This is a genomic window from Plantactinospora sp. CNZ321, from assembly GCF_004217235.1.
In genome coordinates this window covers 2,356,423-2,381,983 of the sequence record NZ_SHKQ01000001.1, presented here as the reverse complement: position 1 = coordinate 2,381,983, position 25,561 = coordinate 2,356,423, and the positions used below count along the sequence as shown (strand labels likewise).

The window sequence follows — 25,561 nt, the reverse complement described above, 5'->3', positions numbered from 1 at the left end:
GCCGCGCTCCCCTCGATAGGACGACGTCGCCGGGCCGCGCCGCAGCGCTACAGGCCGGGTAGCGGCGCTACAGGCCGGGTAGTCGATTGTTGCGGAACAGGTCAACGAAGATCTGGTGGTCCTGCCGCGCCCGGGTCCCGTACGCATGGGCGAAGTCGACCAGGTGCGCGACGAACCCGGCCTCGTCGGCGGCGATCGCGGCGACGATCGCCTCCTCTGTGGAGAAGTCGACCAGGTCGTGACTGGACTCGTCGTCGGCGACCGAGTGCATCCGGGCCACTGCCCGGCCCAGGTCGTCGAGGACCCCGGCCAGTTCCTCCGGCTCGTTCACGTCCGACCAGTCCAGGTCGGTGGCGTACGGGGAGACCTCGGCGACGAGTTGGCCGTGCCCGTCCAGCTCGGTGAAGCCCAGCCACGGGTCGGCATGCGCCTGCAACGCCCGCTGCGACTCGGCCGTCCGGTGTCCCTGGTGCCGGAAGTAGCTCCGGACCCCGTCGTCGGTGACGTACCGGGCCACCGCCGGCACCTGGGCCCGCTTCATGTAGATCACGACGTCGTTCTCCAGCGCCTGGGTGTGCCCCTCCAGCAGCAGGTTGTACGACGGCAGCCCGGCCGAGCCGATTCCCACTCCCTTGCGCAGCACCACGTCCTTGATCTGCGCCGCCACCGGGCGATGGTCGGCGGTGGCCGACGGCAGCGTACCCAGATAGCGCTCGAACGCCGCGACGACGCCAGCCCGGACGTCCCGGTCCACCTCGTACACCCCCTCGCCGAGGGAGAACCGCCGCTCGTACTGGTCGACGGTGGTCTGCTGGGCCAGTAGGTCGACCCGGGTGCGCAGCCGGGCCTGCTGGAGCACCCGCCGGAGCACCCCGTCGGCGTTGTCCAGCCGGATCGAGCCGATCGCGTCGTCGCCGCCGTCGGCGATCGCCCGCAGCTCGGTCAGGTACGCGGCGGCGAAGCGGGTGACCAGGTCGCCGATGGCGGAGTCGGAGAGCGCCTTGGCGTACCCGAGCAGGGCGACGCTGGCCGCGAAACGCTTCAGGTCCCAGGAGAACGGCCCGACGTACGCCTCGTCGAAGTCGTTGACGTTGAAGACGAGCTGCCCGGAGCCGTTCATGTAGGTCCCGAAGTTCTCCGCGTGCAGGTCGCCGTGGATCCAGACCCGGCCGGTCCGGTCGTCGACGAACCGCTCGTCGGCGAAGTCGCCGACCAGGTCGGCGTAGAAGACCGAGGCGCTGCCCCGGTAGAACGCGAACGGCGAGGCGGCCATCTTCCGGAACTTGCGCCGGAACGCGGCCGGGTCGCCGACCATCGACTCGCCGAACTCGGCGATCAGTACGTCAACCAGCCACTCTGCCCGTTGATCAATGGTACTAGCCATGATCGCTAGGCTAGTGCCTCGCCGCCACCCGTCACTGCGGCGCGGCCGGTGGCGGCACCGACGGCGCGGTGAGCGACTCGGCACTCCGCCCGACCGGCGAGCCGGCCGGGTCGTTCGGCGAGCCGGCCCGACCTCCCGACGAGCCGACCCGGCCGCCCGACATGCTCGACGAGCCGGCCCGGTCGACCGGCGAGGCGAGTTCGTCGGGGCGGGCCACGCCGCCGATGCCGGACCGCTCGGCGGCGATCTTGTCCTGCAATCGCAGGATCCCGTGCAGCAGCGCCTCCGGGCGCGGCGGGCAGCCCGGCACGTAGACGTCGACCGGGATGATCTGGTCCACGCCCTTGGTCACCGAGTAGGAGTCCCAGTACGGGCCGCCGCAGTTGGAGCAGGCGCCGAACGAGATCACGTACTTCGGTTCGGGCATCTGGTCGTAGAGCCGCTTGATCGCCGGGGCCATCTTGTCGGTGACCGTCCCGGAGACCACCATCAGGTCGGCCTGGCGGGGGCCGTGCGCGAACGGGATCACGCCGAGCCGGATGAAGTCGTGCCGGCCCATGCTGGTCGCGATGAACTCGATCGCGCAGCAGGCCAGCCCGAAGTTGAAGACCCAGAGCGAGTAGCGCCGACCCCAGTTGAGCACGAACCGGATCGGCTCACCGAGCACCGCGGGTAGCTGCACGGCCGGCCTCCTTCCCGTCGCCCACCCGACAGTGAACCACAGGACCGGCCCCGACCGTCCGGCCCGCTAGCCAGCCGGCGGCAGCATCTTGAGCATCTGGTCGATCTGGGCGGTCCGGGACAGGTCGATCCGCCGGGCCAGCTCGCGCACCTCGGGGTGGATGCCGGACCTCGTCTCCATCCGGGCCAGCTCGACGGCGTTGTGCTGGTGCCCGATCAGCAGGTTGAGGAAGTCGGTCTCGAACCTCGCCCCGCTGCTGCGGGAGAGCGCCGCGAGCTGCGCCGGCCCGAGCACCGGCAGCCCGCCGTGGTCGGCGTGCGCGTGTGCCTGCGGGTCCGCCGTGCTGCTCCGGCCCCAGCCGCGCAGCCAGGTTCGCATGGTCCGCTGTTCGGCCTCCTGGGTGACGTCGATCGCGGCGGCCAGGATCTTCAGCTCCTCCCGCTGCGCGCGGCCGGGCGCGAGCCGGACCAGGGCAAGTCCCTGGCCGTGCGAGGTCACCATCATCTGCAGGAACATCACGTCGGTGTCGTTGAAGGCGCCGCTGGGCGCGGCCGACGCCGGGGTGGAGCCGGTCGGCGCGGGTGCCGGCGCCGCGTCCGGCCCGCCGGTCCCGGCCGGTGCGGACGCGCAGCCGCCGAGCAGCGACAGCACCGCGACGATCAGGGTACGGCGGAAGCGGTCCATGGTCTCGTCTCCAGGTGCTACGCCTTCGGGAGCGGACCTGTGGCGGATACGGACCCGCAGGGGGTACGGGTCCGTATCCGCGACGGGTACGTCCCGGTGGGCTCGGCGTCAGACGCGCTGCCAGAGCGCCGGTACGTTCGGCGGTTCCCAACCGGCGATCGCGGTGTGCGCCTGACGGCAGCGGTACGTCACGCCGCCGTAGGTCACCTGGCTGCCGACCTGGTACGTCGTGCCGGCCTGCCAGGTTCCGCCGGCCGGCGGTGCGGTGGTCGCCGGCGGGGTGGGCGGGGCGGTGGTGCGGGTCGGGGTCGGGGTGGGGGTGGGGTTGCCGCTACCGCCGCCGATCTGGAGGTCGACGCAGGCGTAGAAGGCGTTCGCGGTGTCGGCGATGTTCCAGATCGCCAGCAGTTTCTGCCGGCCGCTCCGGCCGGCCATGCTGACGGTGTGCGAGACGGTGGCGCCGGGCTGCCGTCCGCCGTCGTCGAAGACGGCGAGCCGGGAGCCGCCGATGTAGTACTCCCAGGTGCTGGTGGCGTGCCGGGCGGTCAGCACCCAGTTGAAGGTCACCGTCTGCCCGACGGAGGTGGCCGGCCAGGGCCGGCTGTCGTCGTTGAGCACCGCGAAGTGCCCGATGTTGGCGTGGCAGTTGCGCAGCCCCTTGGGGCCCTCCACGCTCTGCGGCTCCCACTGGATCTGACCGCAGTCGAACGACACCGCCCGCTGGGCGCAGAGCGCCTGCCGGCTCGGTGGCGAGGAGATGTAGCCGTGGGCCTGGGCGGCCTGCGGGGCCACGAGGAGGGCGGAGACGACGGTCGCCACCGTCGTGACCGCCAGGAGCACGGTTCTTCGCATCGTGGGCTCCTTACTTCATCCGGAAGGTCTCCTCAAGATAAAGGTAGGATTGTTAACAGTAAATACCTGACGGCAACATTCGTCGATGGCTCGCCGCCGCTCCGGCTCAGTACGCGGGGCGCTGGAGCAGGCCGAGGAACTCGGCCAGCAGCCGCTCCCGGACCGGGACCGGTGCCGCGTCCAGCACGGTGTTGACCGGCGCCATCCGCTCCGGCGGCCGGCCGGCCGCCGCCGGGTCCAGGCCCAGCCCGGCGGCCACCCCGGCGACGAGTTCCGGGGTGAGTCGCTCCGGGGTCAGCGTGCGCAGCGTCTCCAGCAGTTCGGCGGACAGCTCGACCGGGCCGGCCGCCCGGGCGTCCGCCACCGCCGCCCGCAGGTCCGCGCCGAACTCCGCCACCCGGGGCGCCACGGAGGCGGTCACCGACAGGTGGATGTTGGCGGGCAGACCGGCGTACGAGAGCTGGGGCTGGGTGTGCCAGCCACGCCGGGTCAGCTCGTCGGCGAGGACGAACAGGTCCAGCCCGGGATCGGTGCCGGTGAAGCAGACCACCGTCGACTCCGGCTCGGCGACCAGCCGCAGCCCCTGCACGCCCCGGACGGCGTCGACCAGTCCGCGTACCGCCGCCAGGGTCTGCTCGGCCAGGGTCAGGTAGCCGGCGTCACCGAGGTGCCGCAGGGTGGCGTACGCCCCGGCGATCGGTCCGCCGGAGCGGGTGGACGAGATCACCGGGTTGACCATCGTGTAGCCGGGCCAGCCGGCGAAGGCGAAGTACTGCGACCGGCGCAGCTCCGGATCGCGGTGCAGCAGCACCGAGACGCCCTTCGGGGCGTACGCGTACTTGTGCAGGTCCACCGAGATCGAGGTGACTCCCGGCAGGCGGAAGTCGAACGGCGGCACCGGCACACCGAGCCGGCGCAGATAGGGCAGGGTCCAGCCGCCGAAGCAGGCGTCCACGTGGCAGCGCACCCCGGCCGCGGCGGCGACCTCGGCGATCTCGGCGACCGGATCCACCACCCCGTACGGATACGACGGCGCCGAGCAGGCGACCAGTACGGTGTCCGGGCCGATCGCGGCGGCGACCTCCCCGGGCGCCGGGCGGAGCGTCCGGGCCGAGACCGGCACCTGGTCGAGAGTGAGCCCGAGGTAGTGCGCCGCCTTGGCGAACGCGGCGTGCCCGCTGGTCGGCACCACCAGCCGGGGGCGGGTCACCTCCGGCCGGGCGTCCCGGGCCGCCTTGACGGCCAGGATCAGCGACTCGGTGCCGCCGCCGGTGACACTGCCCACGACCTCCGGCGCCGCCGTGCCCGGCCCGGCGCCGAGCAGTCGGGCGGCCGCGCCGACGAGTGCGTTCTCCAGCGCCAGCAGGGACGGAAAGGCGGTCGGATCCAGCCCGTTCACGTGCGCCGCCAGCGCGTACGCCGAGTGTGCCAACTCGTCCAGCCCGGGTACGGCGGAGTCGTAGACGTAGGCGAAGAGCCGGCCACCGTGCGTCGGCAGGTCGGCGGCGCGCAGCTCGCCCAGTTCGGCCAGCACCTTGTCCGCGGGTACGCCCACCGGCGGCAACGCGTCGATCATGGCGGCCACCGTAACAGCTACAACGCCCCTGGTGAGCAGGTCGTAACCGCAGACCACGGCACGGATCCGTGCCGTGGCACCTGCCCGGTCAGTCCTTCTTCACGTAGACGCCGACGCCGGTCAGCGTCTCCGTGATGCCCTTGGCGCGGAGATTCTGCATGGCCCGATCGATGACCGGCTCGGTGACGCCGTAGTGCTCGATCAACTCTCGTCGGCTGGGCAGCCGAGAGCCGGGCGGGAACTCTCCCGCCTCGATCCGCTTCTCCAGGTCGTCAGCTATTTCCTCGTAGCGGTAGCGCGGTGGCACGGTGATCCCTCCGGTCGGCACCTACAGGGAATCACCAAAGGGAAGCCATTGACTCACTACCGCCTGGGGTCGTCGCGGCACCCCGCAAGATTCTGCTAGTTCCCGGAAATAGTGGCTTCACCGCGCGTGGAGGCCACTACTTCCCGGATATTGCGCGATCCTCCGGGTGGTGCGGAGGCTGCGTGGTGGCAGTTGCCAGTCGGTGCGGGGTGAGGTCGTAGTTGCGCATGGTCAGGACGGCTAGCCCGACCAGCAGGGCGGGCAGCACGGTGAAGCCGATCAGCACGCCGGCCCGGGCGCTCGCCGGCTGCGCCGCCGCCTGGCCGGTCAACGAGGAGACGTAGCCGGACAGTTGCAGCACCAGGCCGTAGATGCCCGGCCCGAGAGCCAGCCCGAACGTCTCGCCGGCCGTCCACACCCCGGTGAAGACCCCGGCCTGGCGGCGGCCGGTGCGCGCCGTGTCGTACGCGATGCAGTCCGGCAGCATCGCCATCCCGAAGACCTGCTGGCCGGCGTACCCGCAGCCGATCGCCGCGACGACCAGATAGACCACCGGGGCCGGCAGTACCGGCGCGGCGACCAGGGTCAGGGCGCCGGCCGCGAAGATCAGCGACGCCACGGTGAACGCCCCGGGCTTGCCCAGCCGGGCACCGGCCCGGCTCCAGAGCGGCATCACCAGCAGCGCCGGGCCGACGAAACACGCGAAGAGCAGCGTCGGCCCGGTCTTCGGGTCCCGTAGGACGTGTTCGGCGAAGTAGTTGACCCCGGCCAGCACGGTCGCGATCCCAGCCGCCTGGACCACGAAGCAGATCAGCAGCAGCCGGAACGGCCGGTTGGCGGCGGCGATCGCGAGCTGGGCCCGCAGGCTCGACTCGCTCGGCACCACCGGCCCGGTCGGGGCGGACCGGGTACCGAGGAACGTGCCGACCGCACCGACCGCGATCAGTACCGCCACGAAGAGCCCCAACCAGCGGTGCCCGGGCACCCCGTCACCCCCCGCGCCCACCACCATCGGGGCGAGTGCGCCGGAGACCAGGATGGCCAGGGCCAGTACCGCGACCCGCCAGGTCATCAGTCGGGTCCGCTCGGCGTAGTCGTCGGTCAGCTCGGCCGGCATGGCGACGTACGGCACCTGGAAGAAGGCGAACGCGGTCGCGGTCAACAGGAACGCCAGCGCGACGTACCCGGCGGCGGCCGGGCCGGGCGGGAACGGCGCCGCGAAGATGGCGGCGAAGAGTACGGCGAGGCCGAGCCCGGCACCGAGCAGGTACGGCCGGCGGGCGCCCCAGCGGGACCGGGTCCGGTCCGAGATCCGTCCGGCGACCGGGTTCACCAGCACGTCCCAGGCCTTCGGCAGCAGCACCAGCAGTGCGGCCACCCCGGCGGCCACCCCCAGGGTGTCGGTCAGATACGGCAGCAGCACGAGCCCCGGCACTGTGCCGAAGGCGCCGGTGGCCAGTGAACCGAGGGCGTACCCGGCGTGCACCCGGCGCGGCAGGATCACCCCGGCCGGGGACTCGGAGGGGTCGGCGCGAGTGCCGGACACGGCGTCCATGGGCCGGGATGCTATCGGCCTCGATCTTGCCTGCGGGCTCCCGCTTTCGTGTGGCCGTGCTCCCGCTTTCGTAGGGCGACGGTGGCCGATCGGCGTAACGCGACCGGCCACCGGCCGCCCGGGTCAGGTCGGTGCTGCCCCGCCGGTCACGGCTGCCAGACCATCGTCTGCTGGTGGAGGTGCCTGCCGCCCTGCCTGGCACCGGGGACCAACGGAGTCGGACCGTGTCTGGCGAAGCCGGCGCGTTCGAAGAACCGCACCGCACGCGTGTTCTCGGCCAGGGTCTGCAGGTGGCACCCGGGCGAGCCGGTCTGGACGAGTCGGTCGAACCATCGCGTCATCAGGCCGTCGGCGGCACCGGTCCCCCGGGCCGGGGGCGTCACGTTGATGTGCAGGTGAGCCGGCCAACGGGCATCGTCGAAGCCCTCTGCGGTCGGCCTCCGCCGCAGCGCGGCCGACGCCATGTCGACCATGCCACGAGCGAAGAACGCTGCGGGCCTGGGTCGGAACACCAGCCTGTACGTCGCGATCGCCCTCTCCATGCGCTCCCTTTCGCTGGGGAAGGTCGAGCTGTCCAGGCACCCCGCCAGGTAGCCGACGACACGGCCACCCGTCACGGCGACGAACAGCGAGTCCGGTTCCCGGCTCATGTACGGCTCCAGGTACATGGCCGCCTCCGACTCCTCGTGCCCCCACAACAAGGAAGACGGAGAGCCCTCGCCGGCCCGGCCGAACAGCTCACGCAACGTGGCGCGGTCAGTATCCGCGAAGCTACGGATTTCGATCATCCCGAGCCACTCCCGACATCCTCCCCAGCTGGTTCGCCCAGCCTGCCACGGCCATGACCAGCGGATTCGAGGACGGGACCTGCCGCCGCCGGATCCACCCCGAGCTTGAGCGCCGGGTTTCCGGCCAATCTGTGGCCACGACGGAGCATCGCCGCTGCGATACCGCCGACCGGGACGACGAGCCAGCAGGAGAGCAACCGGTAGATCAGGACGGCGGCCGCCGGGCCGATTGCTGGCCGGGAGCGAGTGTCATGCCGACGGTCCAGGATGCCGATCGGTCACGGCCGGGTAGGCCCCGTGCAGGCGTTCGCGCACGGTCTTGCCGGCGGGGGGCGGCTCGGCGGGGATGCCGAGGTGTTCTTCGCGGAGCTCGGCCATGAACCGCTCGTGGAGTTCCGGGCCGCCTTCTTCCAGCAACTGCGCCCGGATTGATAGGTCCTCGGTGACCGGCAACCAGCGGCGGCCCCAGCCGCCCAGCGCCGCCATCACCGGGATGAGCTGGATGGCCGCCTCGGTCAGGCTGTAGATGGCTTTCTGCTTGTGCCCGGGATCGGGGTGTTTGGTGAGCATGCCGAGTCCGACCAGGTGTTTCAGCCGGGCGGCCAGGATGTTGGAGGCTATGCGTTCCTGCGAGCCGTTGAGCAGCTCGCGGAAGTGCCGCTGCCCGCCGAAGATCATGTCGCGCAGGATCAGCAAACTCCACCTGTCGCCGAAGACCTCAAGCGACAGGTTGATCGGGCAACCCGAGCGGGATGCGACGGCCACTCCAATCCCTCCTCAGCGACTGGTTGCGTTCTGAGAGCAGTCTACGCTACGGTCGGCGAACTGCTTGCAAAGCGCAAGCGGTTGTTGAAGAGTAAGGAGGCCTCGGATGGGCATCCCCGACGATGTGCGTGTCGACCTGGAGCTGCTGGACGAGCGGCGGTTCAGCAACGGTGTGGTCGACCTGCGTTACGGCATCAAGGACAGCGCATAGTGCTGCGCTCGCCATGTCGCCTGCGTCGTCGACAGCGTCGCAGTCGATGCGAACCAAAGGAGGGGTCCGCTTGTGGCCAAGTTCGTGACGATCGGGTACGGCGACCAGGACGGTTACGCCCGCACTGATGCCGCAGTACGCGAGAAGGCGCACGCGCATGATGCGCGCCTGCGCGAGGCGGGAGTCGACATGGGTATTGCCGGCGAGCCCGCACAGGTGCGGAACCACGACGACGCTGGCATCACCGTGTCGAACGGCTCCTTCATGTCGTCTGCACTCCCGGTGGCGGGGTTCGCGATCATCGAAGCCGCGACGATGGAGGAAGCCATCCAGCTGGTGTCGAAAACACCATGCGCGGTTGCCCAGGGCGTCGTCGAGGTCTGGCCCTTGCAGGAGTCGCCATAGCCCGCGAGGACGACCATCGCCACGGCCGATCGAGAGGAACGGGCGCTTTGGAATCCCACTGCGCCGCGCGCTTTCGACTCAGGTGTTGCGCGGCGCGGAGGCCCGCCACCGCGCCCACGCCCGCGCGGAAGACCGCATCCGCACCGGTAAAGACACCGGCTTCGGCCGCTTCCCGTCACGAGTGTTCGCCATCAACACCGCCTGGCTGGAACTCGCCCTCACCGGCATCGACCTGCTCGCCCGGACGCAACACTGACTGCTCGACGGCGAACTCGCCCGAGCCGAACCCAAGAAGCTGCGCTACCGACTGCTGCACGTGCCAGCCCGGCTGACCCGCTCAGCCCGCCGCACCCGGCTCCGCATCGCCGAGCGCTGGCCCTGGGCCGATCACCTGGTCACCGCGTACGCCCGCCTCACCGCGCTACCAAGACCGCTCTGCTGAACAACACGTCCCAGCCCCGGCGAACCGTTGGAGGAACCCGACCACCGCGTCGGGTCGTCACCATGTCCATCGCTGATCGACCCGCCAGAAGAGATCAACAACGGGGCGGCACGGCCTTGATCAACAGTTAGCGAAAGACCGAGGTTAGGTATCCGGGCTCGTGCATCCGCGGTGACCTGGGGGTTAGTGTCAGCCTCCGCACAAGGGAGGAATCGCTGTGGTTTTCACGCCTGCACAACCGTCGGCACCCGCCGGACCGGTCACGTCCCGTTCCGGTGGCTTTCTTCGGCCGCACCTGTTCTGGGAGGCGGCGCTGCTGGCGCTGACCGTCGTCGCCGCGGTGGTGTGGTACACCCAAGACGGGTCGCGGGTGTCGCCGCTGGTGTTCAACATCGCCTCCGCCGGCCTGCTGGCGACCGCTTTCGCGCTGTCGCTGCGCACCGCCACGCCCAACCTCGCGGTCGTCGCCGTCGCGGCCCTTGCCGGCCTGACGTACGCGGAGGTGCTCGACGCCGGCGCCCCGGTCCTCGTCGCGGCGGTCGCCGCGATCGCCGCCGCGGCGTTCATCGGTCTCGGGATGGGCCTGGTCGCCGGGCTGCTGCAGGCGCCCGGGTGGGCGGTGTCGCTGGGCGGGCTGGCGCTGACGCAGGGCATCCTGCTCGCCGCCACCGGGAGCGGCGGTCCGCAGCGGCTCGCGAGGGAAGGTTGGATCCGGTCCGACGGTGCCGCGGCCGGGTGGCTGGTGCTGTTTCTCCTGCTGTCGATCGGCGGCGCGGTGGTGTGGTCGATCCCGGCGGTGCGGCGGGCGCTGAGCGGCAACCGTGTCGTCGCCGGGGAGCCGCCGTCGCCGTTCGGCGCACGGCTGCTGGGCGCGGTCATCGGCCTGGGCGGTTCCAGCCTGATCGCGGGCGCGGCCGGAGTCCTGCTCGCCGGCCGGATCGGCGCCACAACCCTATCGGCCGACATCGGCCAGCTGGCGTTCGTGGCCGGCGCCGTCCTGCTCGGCGGCGTGAGCGTGGCCGGCGGGCGGGGCGGCTTCGCGGGCACCGTGCTGGGGGTCGTCCTGCTGAGCCTGGTGCAGATGACCATCCTCGTCGCGGATGCCCCCCGGTGGCTGTCGACGGTCGTCTTCGCGCTGGCGGTCCTCGCCGGCCTGGGCGTCAGCCGGGCGCTGGAGGCCCTGCAACCGGCGCCGCCCGCGAGCGTGCCGGGCGCCGGGCCGGCGGAGCCGTCGCGCAAGTACTGACCGCTGTCAGTCGGTGGCCGCTGTCCCGGGGCCGGTCCGGAGTGCTACACCGCCCAGGCGCCTCCGGTGGTCGTCGGGCGTGGGGTGTTGGTCGGTGCGAACACCCACAGGCTGGCGAAGAAGTGCCGCGAGACGTACACGCCGTGCGTCGGCACGGTGTACCTGGGTCTGTTGACCGGGGTGCTGGCCTCGGACAGCAACCACCTTGGAGCCCTCGTGTGACGATCACGTAGCGGCGTGAAGCCGGTCCTTGAGCCAATCTTGAGTGTTCCGGCGTTCCGCCGCGCTGTGTTCGGCCGCGTCGATGCGGGATGATCGCTGCGGCTGGTACGACAGACGAGGAGCGGCCGGCATGCGCATCCTGTTGGTCGAGGACGACACCCGGGTGGCCGGTGCGATGGCCGCCGCCCTGTCCCGGCGCGGGTACGACGTCGAGCGGGCCGGCACCGCCGCCGCCGCGCTCGCCGCCGCCCCCTGTGACCTGGTGCTGCTCGACCTCACCCTGCCCGACGGCGACGGGGTGGACGTGTGTCGGGCGCTGCGGCAGCGCAGCGCGCAGCTCGGCATCATCGCGGTCACCGCGCGCGGCGAGGAGCGCGACCGGGTGATCGGGCTGCGGATGGGCGCCGACGACTACGTGGTGAAGCCGTTCTCGATGGCCGAACTGGAGGCCCGGATCGTCGCGGTGCTGCGCCGGGCCCGGGCCAGCGGCCCGCGACCCGAGGTCATCGAGATCGGTCCGATCTGGATCGACGCCGCCGCCCGGCTGGTCACGGTGGGCGGCGCCGGGGTCACGCTGACCCGCAAGGAGTTCGACGTCCTCGTCTCGCTCGCCCGGCAGCCGGGCGTGGTGGTGCCGCACGAGCGGATCGTCCTCGACGTCTGGCCGACCACCGGCGCCGCCCGGCACACCGTGGAGGTACACGTCGGCTCGCTGCGCGGCAAGCTCGGCGACCCCGACCTGGTGCAGACCGTGCGTGGTGTCGGCTACCGGCTCCGGGCCGAGTGACCGGAGCCCGTACGTGCGCCGCCGCCTGGTCTTCAGTTACTCGCTGCTCATGATCCTGGTCCTGCTCGCCCTGGAGACCCCGCTGGCGATCACCCTCGCCAACCGGGAGACCGAACGGATCAGGGCGGACCGGCTCGCCGACGCCAACCGGTTCGCCTCGCTCTCCGGTCCCGCGCTGCGTACCGGCGCGGTCAGCGCGATCACCGACGAGTTGCAGCGCTACCAGGAGCTGTACGGGATCACCGCCGCGGTGGTCGACCGGGAACGGCGGAAGGTGGTCGCCTCCGCCAGCCCACGGATGGACTCCGAGCTGACCGATCGGGCGATCTTCGGCGCCCTCGCCGGCCGGCAGATGACCGTCCCGGATGTGCTCTGGCCCTGGCAGGTCGGTCCGCTGGTGGTGGCCGTACCGGTCAACGACGGTGGCGAGGTGATCGGTGCCGTCATCACCGTCTCCGCCACCGAACGGGTACGCCGGACCGTCACCGTCTGGTGGGCGGCCCTGGCCGCCGTCGGGCTGCTCGCCGTCTCCGCCGGGGTGATGACGGCGTTCCGGCTGGCCGGCTGGGTGCTGCGACCGGTGACCGTACTCGACGTGGTGACCCACGACATCGCGGCCGGTGACGGCCTGGCCCGGGTACCCACCCAGCAGGGTCCGCCCGAACTGCGCCGACTCGCCACCAGCTTCAACGAGATGGCCGACGCCGTCGCCGACGCCCTGGAACGGCAGCGGGCCTTCGTCGCGCACGCCAGCCACCAGCTTCGCAACCCGCTGACCGCGCTGCGGCTGCGGGTCGAGGAACTCGGGCCGAGCCTGACCGACGGGTACGGCCGAGACGAGCACCGGCTGGCGCTGGAGGAGACCGACCGGCTCGCCCAGGTACTCGACGGGCTGCTCACCCTGGCCCGTGCCGAGCGGGCCGAGCACACCATGGTGGTGGTCGACGCGGCGGCGGTGGTCCGGTCCCGGGTCGCCGCCTGGCAGCCGCTGGCCAACCACCGGGGCATCACCCTCACCCTCGTCCCGGTCACCGGCCCGGTGCCCGCCCGGGCCGTGCGTACCGCCGTGGACCAGGTGCTGGACGCGCTGATCGACAACGCCGTCAAGTTCGGCCATTCCGGCGGCCGGGTCGAGGTCTCGGTGCACCGCGCCGACGACGGGGTGGTGGTCCGGGTCACCGACGACGGGCCGGGGATGACCGGTGCCCAACTGGAGTCCTCTACCGAACGGTTCTGGCGGGCGCCGGACACCCAGAACATCGACGGGGCGGGGCTCGGCCTGACCATCGTGGCCGTACTCGTCGACGCCTCCGGCGGTCGCCTCACCATGCGACCCGCCGAGCCGACCGGGCTCACCGCCGACGTCTGGTTCCGATCCGGCGAGGGGTGACCCGGCCCGGCGCAGCGGGGGTCGGTCAGGGCTTGTGCGTCTGGTAGTAGCGGGCGGCACCCGGATGCAGCGCCAACGGGGTGGTGGTGATCGCCGACTGGGGGTTCAGGCGGGCGGCGGCCGGGTGGGCGCTGCTGAGTTCGTCCCGGCGCTGCATCAGCAGCCGGGTCACGTCGTAGACGAGCTGCTCCGGCATGCTGGTGGCCACCACCAGATAGTTGGGTACCGCCACAGTGGTCACCGGCGCCGACCCGTACGCCGAGGCGGGGATGTCCCGCTGCACGTACACCTCGCGGTAGACCTGGCGCAGCGGCTCGACCCACTGTCCAAGGTCGACGAAACGGGCCCGGGTCTGCGCGGCGAAGTCGGCCACCGCCTTGACCGGCAGGCCGCCGGAGAAGAAGAACGCGTCGATCTTGCCGGCCCGCAGCGCCGCGACCGAGTCGTCGATGCCGAACCGGAGCGTCTCGGCCAGCTTGTCGTCGACCTCGGCGACCCGGAGCAGGCGTTCGGCGGTGATCGCGGTGCCGGAGCCCGGCGCGCCGATCGCCACCCGCTTGCCGCGCAGGTCCGTCAACTGCCGGATCGGCTCCTGGCTCAGCGTGACCAGGTGCAGCAGGTCGTCGTAGACCCGGGCGACGGCGCTCAGCCCGGCGCTCCGGCCCGGCTCGGCGGCCAGGATGTCGGCCTGGGTGAAACCCAGTTCGGCCTGGCCGGTGGAGACCAGCGAGACGTTCTCCGCCGACGCGGCGGTCACCACCACGCTCGCCGTCACGTCCGGCAACTCCCGGTTGAGGATGGTCGCCAGTGACTGACCGACGGCGTAGTAGACCGCGGTGGCGCTGCCGGTCGCGATGCGCAGTCTGGTCGGCTCGGCCGCCGGCGAGGTGCAGGCGACGGTGGCCGGCATCGCCACCGTGACCACGGCGAGCGTCGCGGCGAGCGCGCCGAGCCGCCGACCGGGCCGTCCCCGGCCGGCACGTCGCGGCCACCGTGCCCCGCCCACCCCACCACCCCGGCGATGATCGACACTCAGCGCAAATTTTGCTCAAGCCTTCGACCGATGTCTACCGCCCCGGCGCGCCAACGGCCACCGTTGGAAGCAGTTGTCGTCGCGAGGACGGGGGGCGGTAGAGATGGTCTGGAGCACCGCAGCGTACGCCTCGACGCGGCCGCCCCGACGGCCGTCCGGCGGAATCAGCGTGCTGGACCGAGCGTCGCTGGCGGACGCCTTCGAGGCGGCGTGCCTGATCCGGTGCATCCGGGTGGACGGGCTGCGGCAGCCGGCCGGCATGGTGGCCGAGTTCAGCTCGGAGGCGGCCGCCACCCGGCTGGCCGAACTGCTGAGCCGGCTCGGCATGCCGGCCCGGCCGGAGCGGATCACCGCCGGGGTCCGCCGCCGCTACGAACTGCACCGGCTGCACCTCACCGAGCCCGGGCAGCCGGCCGTACTGTCGATGGGCTGGCGGCAGGGTCGGACGGCCCTGCTCGACCCGGCCGCCGTCGGCGCGTCCGCGCCCCGGCACGCCCGCCGACAGGCGCTGGCCGCCGCCGCCTGGCGCGCCGCGCTGCTCGCCGCCGGCCGACACGTCCGGACCACCATTCTCGGGGTACGCATCTGCGACACCGAACTCGCCGCGGTGCTGGTGCGCAGCGCCCAACTGCTCGGCTCCCGGGCCTCGGTGGCGCCCCGCTCGGGTTGCCTGCTGGTGACCGTGCCGGGCGGCCCGGACAAGGACCGCATCCTGCGCCGCAGCGCCCAGCCGGTCTCCCTGGTGGGCTGACCGCAGCACCGCAGCACCGCAGCACCGGCTCGGCGGCTGGGCGGCTGGGCGGCTGGGGCGCCGGTCAGTCGGCCGGTTGCCAGTGGGCCGCCGCCATGTCGACCCCGGCGGCGCGCAGCGGGGTACCCTCGGCGGCCAGCCGGGCCCGGGCCTCGGCCTCGTGTCCCGGCGGCAGCCGGCCGGCCGAGTTGACCACCCGGTACCAGGGCACCGCAGCACCGTGCCGCGCCATGATCGATCCGACCAGTCGGGCCGACGCCCGGCCGGACCGCTCGGCCAGGTGGTCGGCGATCGCGCCGTACGACATCACCCGGCCCGGTGGGATGCGCTCGACCAGCGCGAGCACCTCTTCGACGTACTCCTCCGGCGTCATGACCTGCCACGATATGGGAGTGCCGGGCGGGCCGGCGGGGCGGGCGGATCCGGGCACCGCAGAATGGGCGGGTGCGGGAAGCAGTTACCACAGCTCGCCGGATCGTGGTCAAGGTCGGCTCGTCCTCGCTGACCACCGCGGCCGGCGGCCTGGACGTGGCGCGGGTCGACGCGCTGGCCGACGTACTCGCCAACTGGCTGGCCGACGGACCTGCCGGCGCCCCACCGGCCGAGCTCGGCGCCCGACCGACCGGGGCGGGCCGCAGGCGGGTCGGCCCGGCGGACCGGCGGGAGCTGGTCCTGGTCTCGTCCGGGGCGATCGCCGCCGGCCTGGCCCCGCTCGGGCTGGCCGCCCGTCCCCGTGACCTGGCCACCCAGCAGGCCGCGGCGAGCGTCGGGCAGGGCCTGCTGATCGGCCGCTACTCCGCCGGTTTCGCCCGGCACGGCCGTCGGGTCGGTCAGGTGCTGCTCACCGTTGACGACGTGACCCGGCGGGCGCACTACCGCAACGCCTACCGGACCCTGCGCAAACTGCTCGATCTGGGCGCGGTGCCGATCGTCAACGAGAACGACACCGTGGCCACCGACGAGATCCGGTTCGGCGACAACGATCGGCTGGCCGCCCTGGTGGCCGCCCTGGTCCACGCCGACCTGCTGGTACTCCTCTCCGACGTGGACGCCCTCTACACCGGCGACCCGGCCCGCCCCGGCACGGTACGCGTCGAGGAGGTCCGCGACGAGCAGGACCTCGCCGACGTGGCGGTCGGCCGGGCAGGCCGGGCCGGGGTCGGCACCGGCGGCATGGTCACCAAGGTGGAGGCGGCCCGGATCGCCACCGGCTTCGGTATCCCGGTGGTGCTGACCGCCGCGCCGCTGGCACCCGCGGCCCTGGCCGGCGAGCCGGTCGGCACGCTCTTCCACCGGGTACGCCAACGCCCGGCGGCCCGGCTCTTCTGGCTGGCCCACGCCACCTCCCCCCGGGGGCGGCTGCACCTCGACCCCGGCGCGGTGCAGGCGGTGGTGGCCCGGCGCAAGTCCCTGCTGCCCGCCGGGATCACGGCGGTCGACGGCACCTTCACCGCCGGAGATCCGGTCGACCTGGTGGACGACGCCGGGGCGGCGGTCGCCCGGGGACTTGTCAACTACGACGCGGTGGAGTTGCCCGGCCTGCTGGGCCGCTCCACCACGGAACTCGCCGCCGCCCTCGGCCCCGGCTACGAGCGCGAGGTCGTGCACCGCGACGACCTGGTGCTGCTGGTCTGAGCGACCCGGTGCCGCCGGTCCGAGCCGGCCGACCGGCGGGTGCCGGGCCGCCGGCTCGGGTCGAAGCCCGTCCGGTGGCCTCAGGCCGAGGCCCTTTCGGCGGCCCCGATCCGGGGGAAGGGCTCGGTGGAGAAGACCACCTCCACCGGGACCTCGAAGTAACGCGCTATCCGAAGTGCCAGGTGCAGGCTCGGGTTGTATTCGCCGCGTTCCAGGTAACCGACCGTCTGGTAGTGCACCCCGAGCGCGTCGGCGAGATCCCGGCGTGAGATCCCGCGCTCGGCCCGGAGCACCGCGATGCGGTTGTAGATCGCCTCGCTCATCAAGCGATCCTCTGCATCGCCTTCTCCTTCCGAGCGGCGACGCTCGAACCGGATTCCCGCCGGGCCATCCGGCGCAACACGATCGGCGCCACCACCAGACCCAGCACGACCCAGCCGGCGAGCATGCCGAACGTCTCCAGGTGCCGCCAGGACCCACCGATCTCGACCGCCGCCAGCTCGGGCGGCAGCAGTGCCGACCGGGTGCCCAGGCCCAGCCAGTAGACCGGGAACGCCTGGCCGATCCACTGCAACCAGCCCGGGAAGTTGGTGATCGGATAGAAGATCCCCGAGGTCGCGACGAGGCCCATCATAGGCAACATGATGACCCCGACGTTGCGGGGGTTGGCGAAGAGCGAGCCGAGGACCGCGCCGAGCGGCAGGCAGGCGACCAGGCCGAGGACGAGTACCCAGAGCAGGGTCAGCCAGGCGCCGGGACCGCGCAGTTGCACGCCGTCCACCAGGAACACTCCGGGGACCAACAGGATGACGGAGCTGATCAGCGCCATCCCGGAGACCTGCACCACCTTGCCGACCAGATAGCCGAGCATGCCGTTAGGGATCGCCTTGGCCCGCAGCAGGGTGCCGTCCTCGCGCTCCACGGTGAGCGTCATCATCATCGTCACCAGCGCGCTGAACGCCAGCCCGCCGCCGAGCAGACTGGGCAGCGTACGGCCGCCGAGCGAGAAGCTCGTGCCGGGCACCGTGGCGTCCCGCATGAAGAACATGACGACCAGGAACACCAGGTTGGGGAAGAAGTAGTTCCACAGGTCCTGCACGCTGACCAGGCTCTGCCGCACCTCGATCCCGCCGCGACGCAGCCCGGCCCGCAGCGCCGTCACCATCGGGTTCATCGGCCCGCCTCCTCGAACTCGCGCAGCGTGGCGAGGCTCCGGCCGGACTCGACCTCGCGGACCATCGCCATGTAGGTGTCCTCCAGGCTCGCCCGGCGGACCTCCAGGTCGGCGACGGCGTCGCCGTACTGCTGGAACAGCTCCCGGACGAACCTGGTGGCGTCGGTGGTGGCGTGCACGAACCGCTGCCCGTCCCGGCTCCACTTGACCTCGGCCTCCGCGGAGATCCGCCGGGAGAGCTGGTCAGCCGAGCCGTCGGCGACGATCGAGCCGCCGGCCAGGATCAGGATCCGGTCGGCCAGCTTCTCGGCCTCGTCAAGGTCGTGCGTGGTGAGCAGGATCGTGGTCTGCTCCAGGTCGGTGAGCCGGTGCACCAGTTCGTGGAACTCGCGCCGGGCCTCCGGGTCGAACCCGGCCGTGGGCTCGTCGAGGAAGAGCAGCTCGGGGCGGCCGACGATGCCGATCGCGACGTCCAGCCGCCGCCGCTGCCCGCCGGAGAGCTGGCCGACCCGCTTGCCGGCGTGCGCGTTGAGCCCGACGGCGTCGACCAGCTCGTCGACGTCCCACGGGCGGCGGATCCGGTCGGTCGAGTAGGGCCGGTAGTACGAGCCGAGGTGGGCGAGCAGCTCGCGCACCCGCCATTTGGCGTGGTCGCGCCAGGACTGGAGCACCACGCCCAGCCGGGCCCGCCACCGCTCGTCGCCGTGCGCCGGGTCCACCCCGAGCACGGTGACCTCGCCGGCCGACCGCATCCGGAACCCCTCCAGGATCTCGATGGTGGTCGTCTTACCGGCACCGTTGGGGCCGAGCAGCGCCAGCACCTCGCCGGTCCGGGCGGTGAACGTGACGCCGGTCAGCACGTCCGTGCTGCCGTAGCGCATCCGCAGATCACGGACGTCCAGCACGGGCTGCTCGACCGGCGACCCGACGGGCTCGGAGATTCGGCCCGGAGTCTCGGCCATGGTCATAGATCTACACCTCCTCGTCCAATAACTGTGCGAGAAGATAGTACATCTACTACATGAGGCATCAGGGATGCTGTCGGCAACGCGACGCGGGGCAGTTCCGGAGGGAACTGCCCCGCGTCGGGGTGACCGGGCCGGGCCCGGTGCGGATCAGTACGCCGGCAGCGACGGGTCGATCTGCTTGATCCAGGAGAGCACTCCGCCACGGACGTGCACCGCGTCCCGGAACCCGGCGGCCTTCAGCGCAGCCAGCGCCTCGGCGGACCGTACGCCGGACTTGCAGTGCAGCACGATCTGCCTGTCCTGCGGCAACGTGGCCAGGGCGGCGCCGGAGAGGATGTCACCCTTCGGGATCAGCGTCGCGCCGGGGATGCGGACGATCTCGTACTCCGCCGGTTCCCGGACGTCGACCAGGAAGATGTCCTTGCCGGCGTCCTGCCACTCCTTCAGCTCCCGGACCGTGATGGTGGAGTCGGCCACCGCCTCCTCGGCCTCCGGCGACACCCCACCGCAGAAGTCCTCGTAGTCGGCCAGCAGCTCGGTGACGGTCGGGTTCTCCCCGCAGAGCGCGCAGTTCGGGTCCTTGCGGACCTTGATCTTCCGGTACGACATCTCCAGCGCGTCGTAGACCGTCAGCCGGCCGACCAGCGGCTCGCCGATCCCGGTCAGCAGCTTGATCGCCTCGGTCACCTGGATCGCGCCGACCGACGCGCAGAGCACACCGAGCACACCGCCCTCGGCGCAGGACGGCACCATGCCGGGCGGCGGCGGCTCCGGGTAGAGGCAGCGGTAGCAGGGGCCGTGCTCGGCCCAGAACACCGACGCCTGCCCGTCGAACCGGTAGATCGACCCCCAGACGTACGGCTTGCCGAGCAGTACGGCCGCGTCGTTGACCATGTAGCGGGTGGCGAAGTTGTCCGTACCGTCGACGATCAGGTCGTACTGGCCGAAGATCTCCAGCACGTTGTCCCGGTCCAGGGTGGTGTCGTGGATCTCGACCCGTACCAGCGGGTTGATCTCGCGGATGCTCGACGCGGCGGACTCGGCCTTCGACCGGCCGATGTCCGAGACGCCGTGGATGATCTGCCGTTGCAGGTTCGACTCGTCGACGGTGTCGAAATCGATGATGCCCAGCGTGCCGACCCCGGCCGCGGCCAGGTACAACAGGGCGGGCGAGCCGAGGCCGCCGGCGCCGACGCAGAGCACCCGGGCGTTCTTCAGCCGCTTCTGCCCCTCGACCCCGACGTCCGGGATGATCAGGTGGCGTGAGTAGCGGCGGATCTCGTCAACGGTCAGCTCGGCGGCGGGCTCGACGAGCGGGGGCAATGACACGGTGGACTCCCCGGTTCGGATCCTCGCTCAGCGGGCGGCTGAGCGCATTGACAGTGGCATGTCCGGCCCATTGTTCCTCGCCGGAGCGCGAACCGGCCATGAGCTGAAACACCTGCCCGAAATCCGGGAGCGGGAATAGGACTGCCGGTCGGGGAATCAGCCGAGCGCTCTGCCCCGGTCACAGCGAGGGGCCGACGTACCGCTTCCCCGACAGGTACGGCCACGGGTTGGCCACGCAACCGTCGAGGAAGAGCGTCTGCTGCATCATCACCGGGGCGGCCCGACCGTCGCGGGGACAGCGCTCGTGCCCATGCCCCAACTCGTGCCCGACCTCGTGGTTGACCACGTACGTCCGGTACCGGTCCAGCGGCACCTTCGCCTCCACGTAGTGCGGAACGGACCGCATCCAGCGCTCCAGGTTGATGATCACCCGGCCGCTGCCCCGACACGAGGTGTACGGCTTGCCGCCGACCCGGATGTCGACCCCGGACGCCGCGCACATCCGGCGGGCCGTACCGGCGGTGACCAGGTAGACCGTGAAGTCGTGGCCCGCCTTGTCCGGCACCCGCTGCAACCGCAGCCGCCCGCTGCCGATCCAACTGCGCGGGTCGGCCAGCGAGTCGTCCACCTTCGCGGTGAACTCCGTGAGGTGCTCGTCGATGTTGCGCTCCACCGCCACCCGATAGCGCCGCACCGTCCCGGCCCGGCCCAGCACCTCGCCCCGGCCGGTGGCGTAGATGAAGCTACCCGGCCCGGTCGACGGCACCGGGCCGGCGAGCCGCAGTGCCGGGGTCACCGGCTGACTCGGGGTGGGGGTGGGGGTGAGTGTCGGGGCGACGGTCGCGGCGGCCGGGGTCGCCGCCGCTACGGCCGGCTCGGCGGCGGCCGGCTGCTCGTCCCCGGTCAACCGGTCGGCGGGTGGCACCAGGATCCCGACCACCGCGACCGCGCCGGCCAGGCCCACCATGAGCACCACCAGCCTCCGGCCGGCTCGGAACCGCCGGGCCCGGCGTCGGCCGGGCGAGCCGGAGGACGGCGCTGGGGCACCCGGTGCCGGGGGTTGGTAAGGCTCTCGTCTCCACACGCTTCTTTAGTACGCCTGGCCCACCCGGTCGGTTGCACCGGGCGTCCCGGATCACCCGCCCGGGTCGGCGGACGGCGGCCCCCACCGGACCCGACCGGCCGACGGCGGTCAGCCGCCCCCGAACCGGTGGCGGTCAGCCGGGCCCCCGAACCGGTGGCAGTCAGCCGGGCCCACTACCGACGGCGGGCAGCCGGGCCTCGGCCGACGGTGGTCAGCGGGAAACGGTCGGCAGCTGACTGGTCTCGTCCAGCAGCGCCAGCACCGCCCGGGCAACCGTCCGGGGCACCTCCATCTGCGGGACATGCCCGACGCCGGCCAGCATCAGCAGCCGGCTGTCCGGGATCGCCCGGGCCACCTGCGCGGCCACCCGGACGTCGACCAGCCGGTCCTGCCCGCCGCCGATCACCAGCGTCGGCGCGGTGACCAGGCCGGCGATCCGCCACAGCGAGCCGGACCCGGGCAGGTACGCCCGGACGAAACTGCCGACCAGGCCGCGCAGCGTACGCAGATAGGCCGCCGGATAGTGGGCGGCGGTGTACCGGATCCGGATCTCCTCGACCGCCTCCAACCGGCGTTGGTCGCAGATCCGGGTGGTGTCGGCGACACACGCCTCCATCACCTGCCGGGCGATCTCCTCCGGCGGCAGGTGGGTCAGCCAGCGCGACGCGAACCGTTCCGCTCCCGGCACCGCCAGCAGGGGCAGTACCCGACCCTGGAGAGACCGGCGCGGGTCGAGGAACGGCATCGCCGGTGCGACCAGGGTGAGCGTACGGACCAGGTCGGGGCGGAGCCCCGCGACGCGTACCGAGACCGCCCCGCCGAGCGAGTTGCCGAGCAGGTGCACCGGTCCCCGGCCGGAGTGCTCGAGGTACCGGATGACCCGGTCGGCGAAGGCCGGGATGGTGTACTTCCGGGCCGGGTCGCTCCGCCCGAAGCCGGGCAGGTCGATGGCGTGCCCGTCGAGCCGGTCGGCGAGCAGGCCGGCGAGGTCCGTCCAGTTCTGGGCCGAGCCGCCCAGCCCGTGCACGTAGAGCGCGGGCTCGGCGTCGGGGCGGGTAGCCGGGGTCTGGCGGACGTGGGTGATCGAGCCGTCGATCCGTACGTCCCGGCCGGGCCAGGGCGGCGGGACCTCGTCCCGAGCGATCGACTCGTCCGCCGCAAGCAGCGCACGCTTCATCCGTCAAGTGTGCCTACCGTTCCGCTGCCCCGTCGCCGGGGCGGTGCGGGACGGAGACAACTTCTGGACGCCTCCGCCCCGCTTCGTGCCGTTTGCCCCGCCGCTCCGGTCGCCGAGGCGACGGGTCAGGTGAGCAACGCCTCAAGCCGGCGGTTGACCGCCGCCAGGGTGGCTCGGACCACTGCCTGACGCGGATCGCCGGAGACCAGCGCCGAGCCGGCGAGCTGCTCGACCCAGCCGTCGCAGACCAGCAGCACCACCACGGTGGCCACCTCGCAGCTGCCGAACGGCACCACCGCGGCATGCTCGACGAAGCACCGGCCCCGCTCGGTGACCCGGGCGGAGGCGTTGAGCAGCTCGTCGATGGCGGCGGCCGCCGCGACGGCACAGAGTCGCAGTACGTACCCGTCGACGGCGGGACCGGTGGCCAGCCCGGCCGCCGGCTGTTTCCCGGCGGCGAGCCGTACCTCGACGGTGGCGTCCAGGCCGAAGGTGCTGACCTGCACGTGGTCGATGATCACCCGGGGTCCGGGCGGCGCGCCCGGGTTGAGCGGCCGGGACGGCGCGGTCTCGGTGGTGGTGACCGGGCTGCCGGAGTAGAAGGTGCCGCCGGTGCTGGTACCGGCGCTGGCCGGTGAACCGCTCCGGCCCGGCTCGGTGGGCTGCGCCGTCGGTGGCTCGCCGACCGTGGCCCGACCCCGGTGACCCGGTGCCTGGTGCCGGCGACGTGTCTCCTCGGGCGAGGGCTCGGCCCGGCGCTCCGGCTCGGCCGGTGGCCCGTGCCGGGGCTGCGCCGCACCGGGCCTGGGCGGCGCGGCGGTGCCGGTGAAGCCGGGCGCGGCCGGTGCCGGCGTGCCGGGCAGGTTCTGCGGGGCGGCGGCCAGCCCCATCCGTTCCTGTAGCAGCCGTGCCACGTGCCGGCTCACCTCGGCGGGATCGGCACCGTCGGCGAGGTCCAGGCGCAGGCTGTGCGCACCGGCCGGGGTGGTACGCAGCGAGGCGTCGCGCACCCCGGCGACTCCCCGAACCGCGTCCAGAATCGCGTTGACGTCGAAGCCGTCCGGTCGCTCGTGCAGCTGTGCCGCTCCGTCCTCCCGACGCAGATGGGTGGCGATCCGGGCCAGTTCGGGCGTTTCGGCGGGCGGCTCCACGGCGGGTGGCTCCGGCACGGTGGGTACGTCTGGCTCGGCCGGGACGCGTTGCGGCAACACGTCACCGAGGTCTGCCGGCCGGGCGGCGGGCGCGGGCTCCGCCGGGGCCGACTCCGGATAGCGGTACGGCGCACCGGGATGGCTCGGGCCGGTCGGCAACGCCAGCGCCTCCCGCCGGTACGGATATCCCGATGCCGGCCCGACCGGCGAATAGCGGGAGGATTCGGCACCGGGCGGCGGCCCGGCCGGCCCGGACGGATAGCCGGACGATTCGGCACCGGAGGCGGCGCCGGGCGGCGAATGGGCCGCCGACTCCACCCCCGGGCCGGACCTGGACGGCGGGCCCGAGGGCTCGGGGCCCGGCCCCGAGGGCGCCAGCCCGGCCGGACCGGAGAGGTAGCGGGACGGTTCCGGCCCGAGCGGACCGGTCAGCCCGCCGGGACCCGGCAGGTAGCCCGGCGCATCCGGCCCTGGGCCGGCCGGGCCGGGGTAGCCGGTGGGCTCGCTCGCGGTGGCCCGCCGGGTCGCGGCCTCGGAGGCCGGCGGGAAGCTCCGGGCCGCCGCCGGGTTCGCCGCGAACCCCGGGTTGACCGACGGCGGCAGGGCGGAGCCCTCCCGGGGGAACGGCCCGGCCGGGGACTCGGGTACCCGCTGCGCCGGATGGTCGGCCCAGCTCGGGGACCAGTGCTGCTGCTCCCGGCCGCCGGGGGTCTCCGGTTCGTGGGCCGGCTCGACCTGCGCGACGGCCTCGGCGGCGTGCTGGCTCTCCGGCTGTCGGGCGCCCTCCTGGTCGGCGGGCGCGCCGGCCGGGGCCCACGGCGGGGCCCAGCCGGACGACCAGCTCGCCGGCTCCTGGCCACGGGCGTCGGCTGGATGGACCGGCGCCGGCCCGCGCTCGTCCGCCTCCGCCGGACGCCAGCCGGGTGCCGCCGGGGCGACCTGTTCGGGGCCGGGTGGCGGGGTCGAGGAACGGTCCGGCTGCCGGGGTACGGCGGGCATCATCGCGGTCATCTCGGTCACCGGCGGATGGTCGGGCTCGGACGGCGGTCGGAAGCCACCACGCTCGAAGTCCGCCGCGACCAGGTACTCGGGTGTGGCCGCGTACTCGGGTGTGGCCGCGTACTCGGGTGTGGCCGCGTACTCGGGTGTGGCCGCGTACTCGGGTGTGGCCGCGCCGGCCCCCTGCCCGGGCGGTCCGAACGGCGGCCCGGAGGTCACGGCGGGCGGTCCGGAGACGGCGGCCGGCGGCCCCGAGGTCACCACCGGGGGTACCGGCGCGGCGCCGGGCGGCCCCGAGACCGCGACCGGCGGTGCGGAGGTGGGTCCCGGATAGGCGGGTGACGCGGGCTCCCCCCAGCGCGGCGGTTGCCCGGCCAGGCCCGTGCCGGCGCGTTCCGGCTCACCGTAACCGGGCTCCCCGAAGGCGTGCCGGGCGCTGCCGGACAGATCCGGCTCGCCCTGCGGGAGCCGTCCCTGCTGGGCCGGATGGTCCGGGCCGGCGCCACCCAGCGGCTCTGGCCCGGCGCCCGCCCGGCCGGCCGGGTCGGCCCCCTCCGCCTCGTACGGCTGGCCCGGCCCACCGCTCCAGCCCCGCTCCGGCTCGGGCGCCTCGCCCAGGTGCACGCCGTTGACCGGCTGCCGGAACTCCCGGATCGGGATGGCGGGTGACGCCGGTAGCGGCCGGGGACCGTAGGCCGCGCGGTCACCCCAGCCGCGGCTCACCGCCGGCTCGACCGTCTGGTGCCACTGCCGCCCGTTCGGATCGACGCCGGTCTCGGCGTCGGACCAGCCTGTGTCGGCCGCCCAGCCGTTGACCGGACGGGCCGGGTCACCCTGCGGGCCTGCCCCGTTACCGTGCTCTCCCGGTGTGGGGGCTCCGGGTTGCCCTGTTTCGTCCACCGTGCGCTCCTTGGTCGCCCCCGCTGAGGCTACCGTGTGGTGGCAGTGCCGATAAGTTACAGCG

At 72.8% G+C, this 25,561-nt stretch carries 25 protein-coding genes and 1 pseudogene; 8 read left to right on the top strand and 18 right to left on the bottom strand.

The genetic code is table 11. The annotated features are described in order from the left end of the window. Positions 1-67: 67 nt before the first annotated feature. The 9 genes from EV371_RS10605 to EV371_RS10565 form a co-directional block, all read right to left on the bottom strand. Entirely contained in the window at positions 68-1,384 is a 1,317-nt protein-coding gene (locus tag EV371_RS10605; RefSeq protein WP_130461887.1) for a DUF2252 domain-containing protein, read from the bottom strand. Between the two features lie 31 nt (positions 1,385-1,415). Then, positions 1,416-2,066 (bottom strand): NADH-quinone oxidoreductase subunit NuoB, encoded by a 651-nt coding sequence (locus EV371_RS10600; protein ID WP_130461886.1) that lies wholly within the window; start codon positions 2,064-2,066, stop codon positions 1,416-1,418. Between the two features lie 66 nt (positions 2,067-2,132). Then, positions 2,133-2,750, bottom strand: coding sequence for a DUF305 domain-containing protein (locus EV371_RS10595; protein ID WP_130461885.1), 618 nt, complete (start codon positions 2,748-2,750; stop codon positions 2,133-2,135). A gap of 108 nt (positions 2,751-2,858) precedes the next feature. Beyond that, positions 2,859-3,602, bottom strand: coding sequence for a lytic polysaccharide monooxygenase (locus EV371_RS10590; protein ID WP_130461884.1), 744 nt, complete (start codon positions 3,600-3,602; stop codon positions 2,859-2,861). A gap of 106 nt (positions 3,603-3,708) precedes the next feature. Then, positions 3,709-5,178, bottom strand: a complete 1,470-nt coding sequence (locus EV371_RS10585) for a pyridoxal phosphate-dependent decarboxylase family protein (protein ID WP_130461883.1) — start codon at positions 5,176-5,178, stop codon at positions 3,709-3,711. An 88-nt stretch (positions 5,179-5,266) separates the two neighbouring features. Further along, entirely contained in the window at positions 5,267-5,506 is a 240-nt protein-coding gene (locus EV371_RS10580; protein ID WP_486484570.1) for a winged helix-turn-helix domain-containing protein, read from the bottom strand. Positions 5,507-5,621: 115 nt separating this feature from the next. Next, positions 5,622-7,040, bottom strand: coding sequence for an MFS transporter (locus tag EV371_RS10575; protein ID WP_130461882.1), 1,419 nt, complete (start codon positions 7,038-7,040; stop codon positions 5,622-5,624). A gap of 146 nt (positions 7,041-7,186) precedes the next feature. After that, the gene (locus tag EV371_RS10570; protein ID WP_165436660.1) at positions 7,187-7,828 is read right to left on the bottom strand and encodes a GNAT family N-acetyltransferase; all 642 of its coding nucleotides are present in this window, start codon (positions 7,826-7,828) and stop codon (positions 7,187-7,189) included. A 249-nt stretch (positions 7,829-8,077) separates the two neighbouring features. After that, on the bottom strand, positions 8,078-8,593 hold the full coding sequence (locus tag EV371_RS10565; protein ID WP_130461881.1) for a winged helix-turn-helix transcriptional regulator: 516 nt from the start codon (positions 8,591-8,593) through the stop codon (positions 8,078-8,080). A 283-nt stretch (positions 8,594-8,876) separates the two neighbouring features. On the opposite strand from EV371_RS10565, the gene EV371_RS10555 reads away from it, so the two are divergent. The 6 genes and pseudogenes from EV371_RS10555 (at position 8,877) to EV371_RS10535 (ending at position 13,296) form a co-directional block, all read left to right on the top strand. Then, complete coding sequence (locus EV371_RS10555; RefSeq protein ID WP_130461880.1) at positions 8,877-9,209, top strand: YciI family protein; 333 nt, start codon at positions 8,877-8,879, stop codon at positions 9,207-9,209. 97 nt (positions 9,210-9,306) lie between these two features. Next, a pseudogene (locus EV371_RS10550) lies at positions 9,307-9,651 on the top strand (transposase); the annotation flags it as partial. A 217-nt stretch (positions 9,652-9,868) separates the two neighbouring features. Continuing rightward, complete coding sequence (locus EV371_RS10545) at positions 9,869-10,897, top strand: ABC transporter permease (RefSeq protein ID WP_165436659.1); 1,029 nt, start codon at positions 9,869-9,871, stop codon at positions 10,895-10,897. 66 nt (positions 10,898-10,963) lie between these two features. Next, positions 10,964-11,119, top strand: coding sequence for a hypothetical protein (locus tag EV371_RS33360; RefSeq protein WP_165436658.1), 156 nt, complete (start codon positions 10,964-10,966; stop codon positions 11,117-11,119). Between the two features lie 130 nt (positions 11,120-11,249). Further along, entirely contained in the window at positions 11,250-11,906 is a 657-nt protein-coding gene (locus tag EV371_RS10540; RefSeq protein ID WP_130461878.1) for a response regulator transcription factor, read from the top strand. Positions 11,907-11,919: 13 nt separating this feature from the next. Continuing rightward, positions 11,920-13,296 carry a sensor histidine kinase gene (locus EV371_RS10535; RefSeq protein ID WP_130461877.1) on the top strand — a complete coding sequence of 459 codons (1,377 nt, stop codon included), beginning with the start codon at positions 11,920-11,922 and terminating at the stop codon, positions 13,294-13,296. 25 nt (positions 13,297-13,321) lie between these two features. Here the strand turns inward: EV371_RS10535 and EV371_RS10530 are convergent, their stop codons facing one another. After that, positions 13,322-14,302: a TAXI family TRAP transporter solute-binding subunit gene (locus EV371_RS10530; protein WP_349338390.1), complete on the bottom strand. Its 981-nt coding sequence runs from the start codon at positions 14,300-14,302 to the stop codon at positions 13,322-13,324. A 130-nt stretch (positions 14,303-14,432) separates the two neighbouring features. On the opposite strand from EV371_RS10530, the gene EV371_RS10525 reads away from it, so the two are divergent. Further along, positions 14,433-15,080: a hypothetical protein gene (locus tag EV371_RS10525; protein ID WP_486484569.1), complete on the top strand. Its 648-nt coding sequence runs from the start codon at positions 14,433-14,435 to the stop codon at positions 15,078-15,080. A 64-nt stretch (positions 15,081-15,144) separates the two neighbouring features. Here the strand turns inward: EV371_RS10525 and EV371_RS10520 are convergent, their stop codons facing one another. Beyond that, a complete protein-coding gene (locus tag EV371_RS10520; RefSeq protein ID WP_130461876.1) occupies positions 15,145-15,453 on the bottom strand; it encodes an MGMT family protein in 309 nt (102 codons plus the stop codon). Between the two features lie 71 nt (positions 15,454-15,524). Here EV371_RS10520 and proB point away from each other — a divergent pair, with 71 nt between their 5' ends. Further along, complete coding sequence (gene proB, locus EV371_RS10515) at positions 15,525-16,715, top strand: glutamate 5-kinase (protein WP_130461875.1); 1,191 nt, start codon at positions 15,525-15,527, stop codon at positions 16,713-16,715. A gap of 80 nt (positions 16,716-16,795) precedes the next feature. Here proB and EV371_RS10510 read toward each other — a convergent pair whose 3' ends face one another. From EV371_RS10510 to EV371_RS10480, 7 genes are all read right to left on the bottom strand, one after another. Then, positions 16,796-17,038, bottom strand: coding sequence for a helix-turn-helix domain-containing protein (locus EV371_RS10510; protein ID WP_130461874.1), 243 nt, complete (start codon positions 17,036-17,038; stop codon positions 16,796-16,798). Beyond that, positions 17,038-17,889 (bottom strand): ABC transporter permease, encoded by an 852-nt coding sequence (locus EV371_RS10505; protein WP_130461873.1) that lies wholly within the window; start codon positions 17,887-17,889, stop codon positions 17,038-17,040. The genes EV371_RS10510 and EV371_RS10505 overlap by 1 nt, the downstream gene beginning before the upstream one ends. Continuing rightward, entirely contained in the window at positions 17,886-18,857 is a 972-nt protein-coding gene (locus tag EV371_RS10500; RefSeq protein ID WP_130461872.1) for an ABC transporter ATP-binding protein, read from the bottom strand. Before EV371_RS10500 ends, EV371_RS10505 begins: the two co-directional genes overlap by 4 nt. Positions 18,858-19,004: 147 nt before the next feature. After that, positions 19,005-20,186, bottom strand: coding sequence for an adenylyltransferase/sulfurtransferase MoeZ (gene moeZ, locus EV371_RS10495; RefSeq protein ID WP_130461871.1), 1,182 nt, complete (start codon positions 20,184-20,186; stop codon positions 19,005-19,007). Positions 20,187-20,364: 178 nt separating this feature from the next. Next, the gene (locus EV371_RS10490) at positions 20,365-21,153 is read right to left on the bottom strand and encodes a DUF3152 domain-containing protein (protein ID WP_130465811.1); all 789 of its coding nucleotides are present in this window, start codon (positions 21,151-21,153) and stop codon (positions 20,365-20,367) included. 328 nt (positions 21,154-21,481) lie between these two features. Next, a complete protein-coding gene (locus tag EV371_RS10485; protein ID WP_130461870.1) occupies positions 21,482-22,447 on the bottom strand; it encodes an alpha/beta fold hydrolase in 966 nt (321 codons plus the stop codon). Positions 22,448-22,572: 125 nt separating this feature from the next. Beyond that, complete coding sequence (locus EV371_RS10480) at positions 22,573-25,497, bottom strand: hypothetical protein (protein ID WP_130461869.1); 2,925 nt, start codon at positions 25,495-25,497, stop codon at positions 22,573-22,575. Positions 25,498-25,561: the final 64 nt, after the last annotated feature.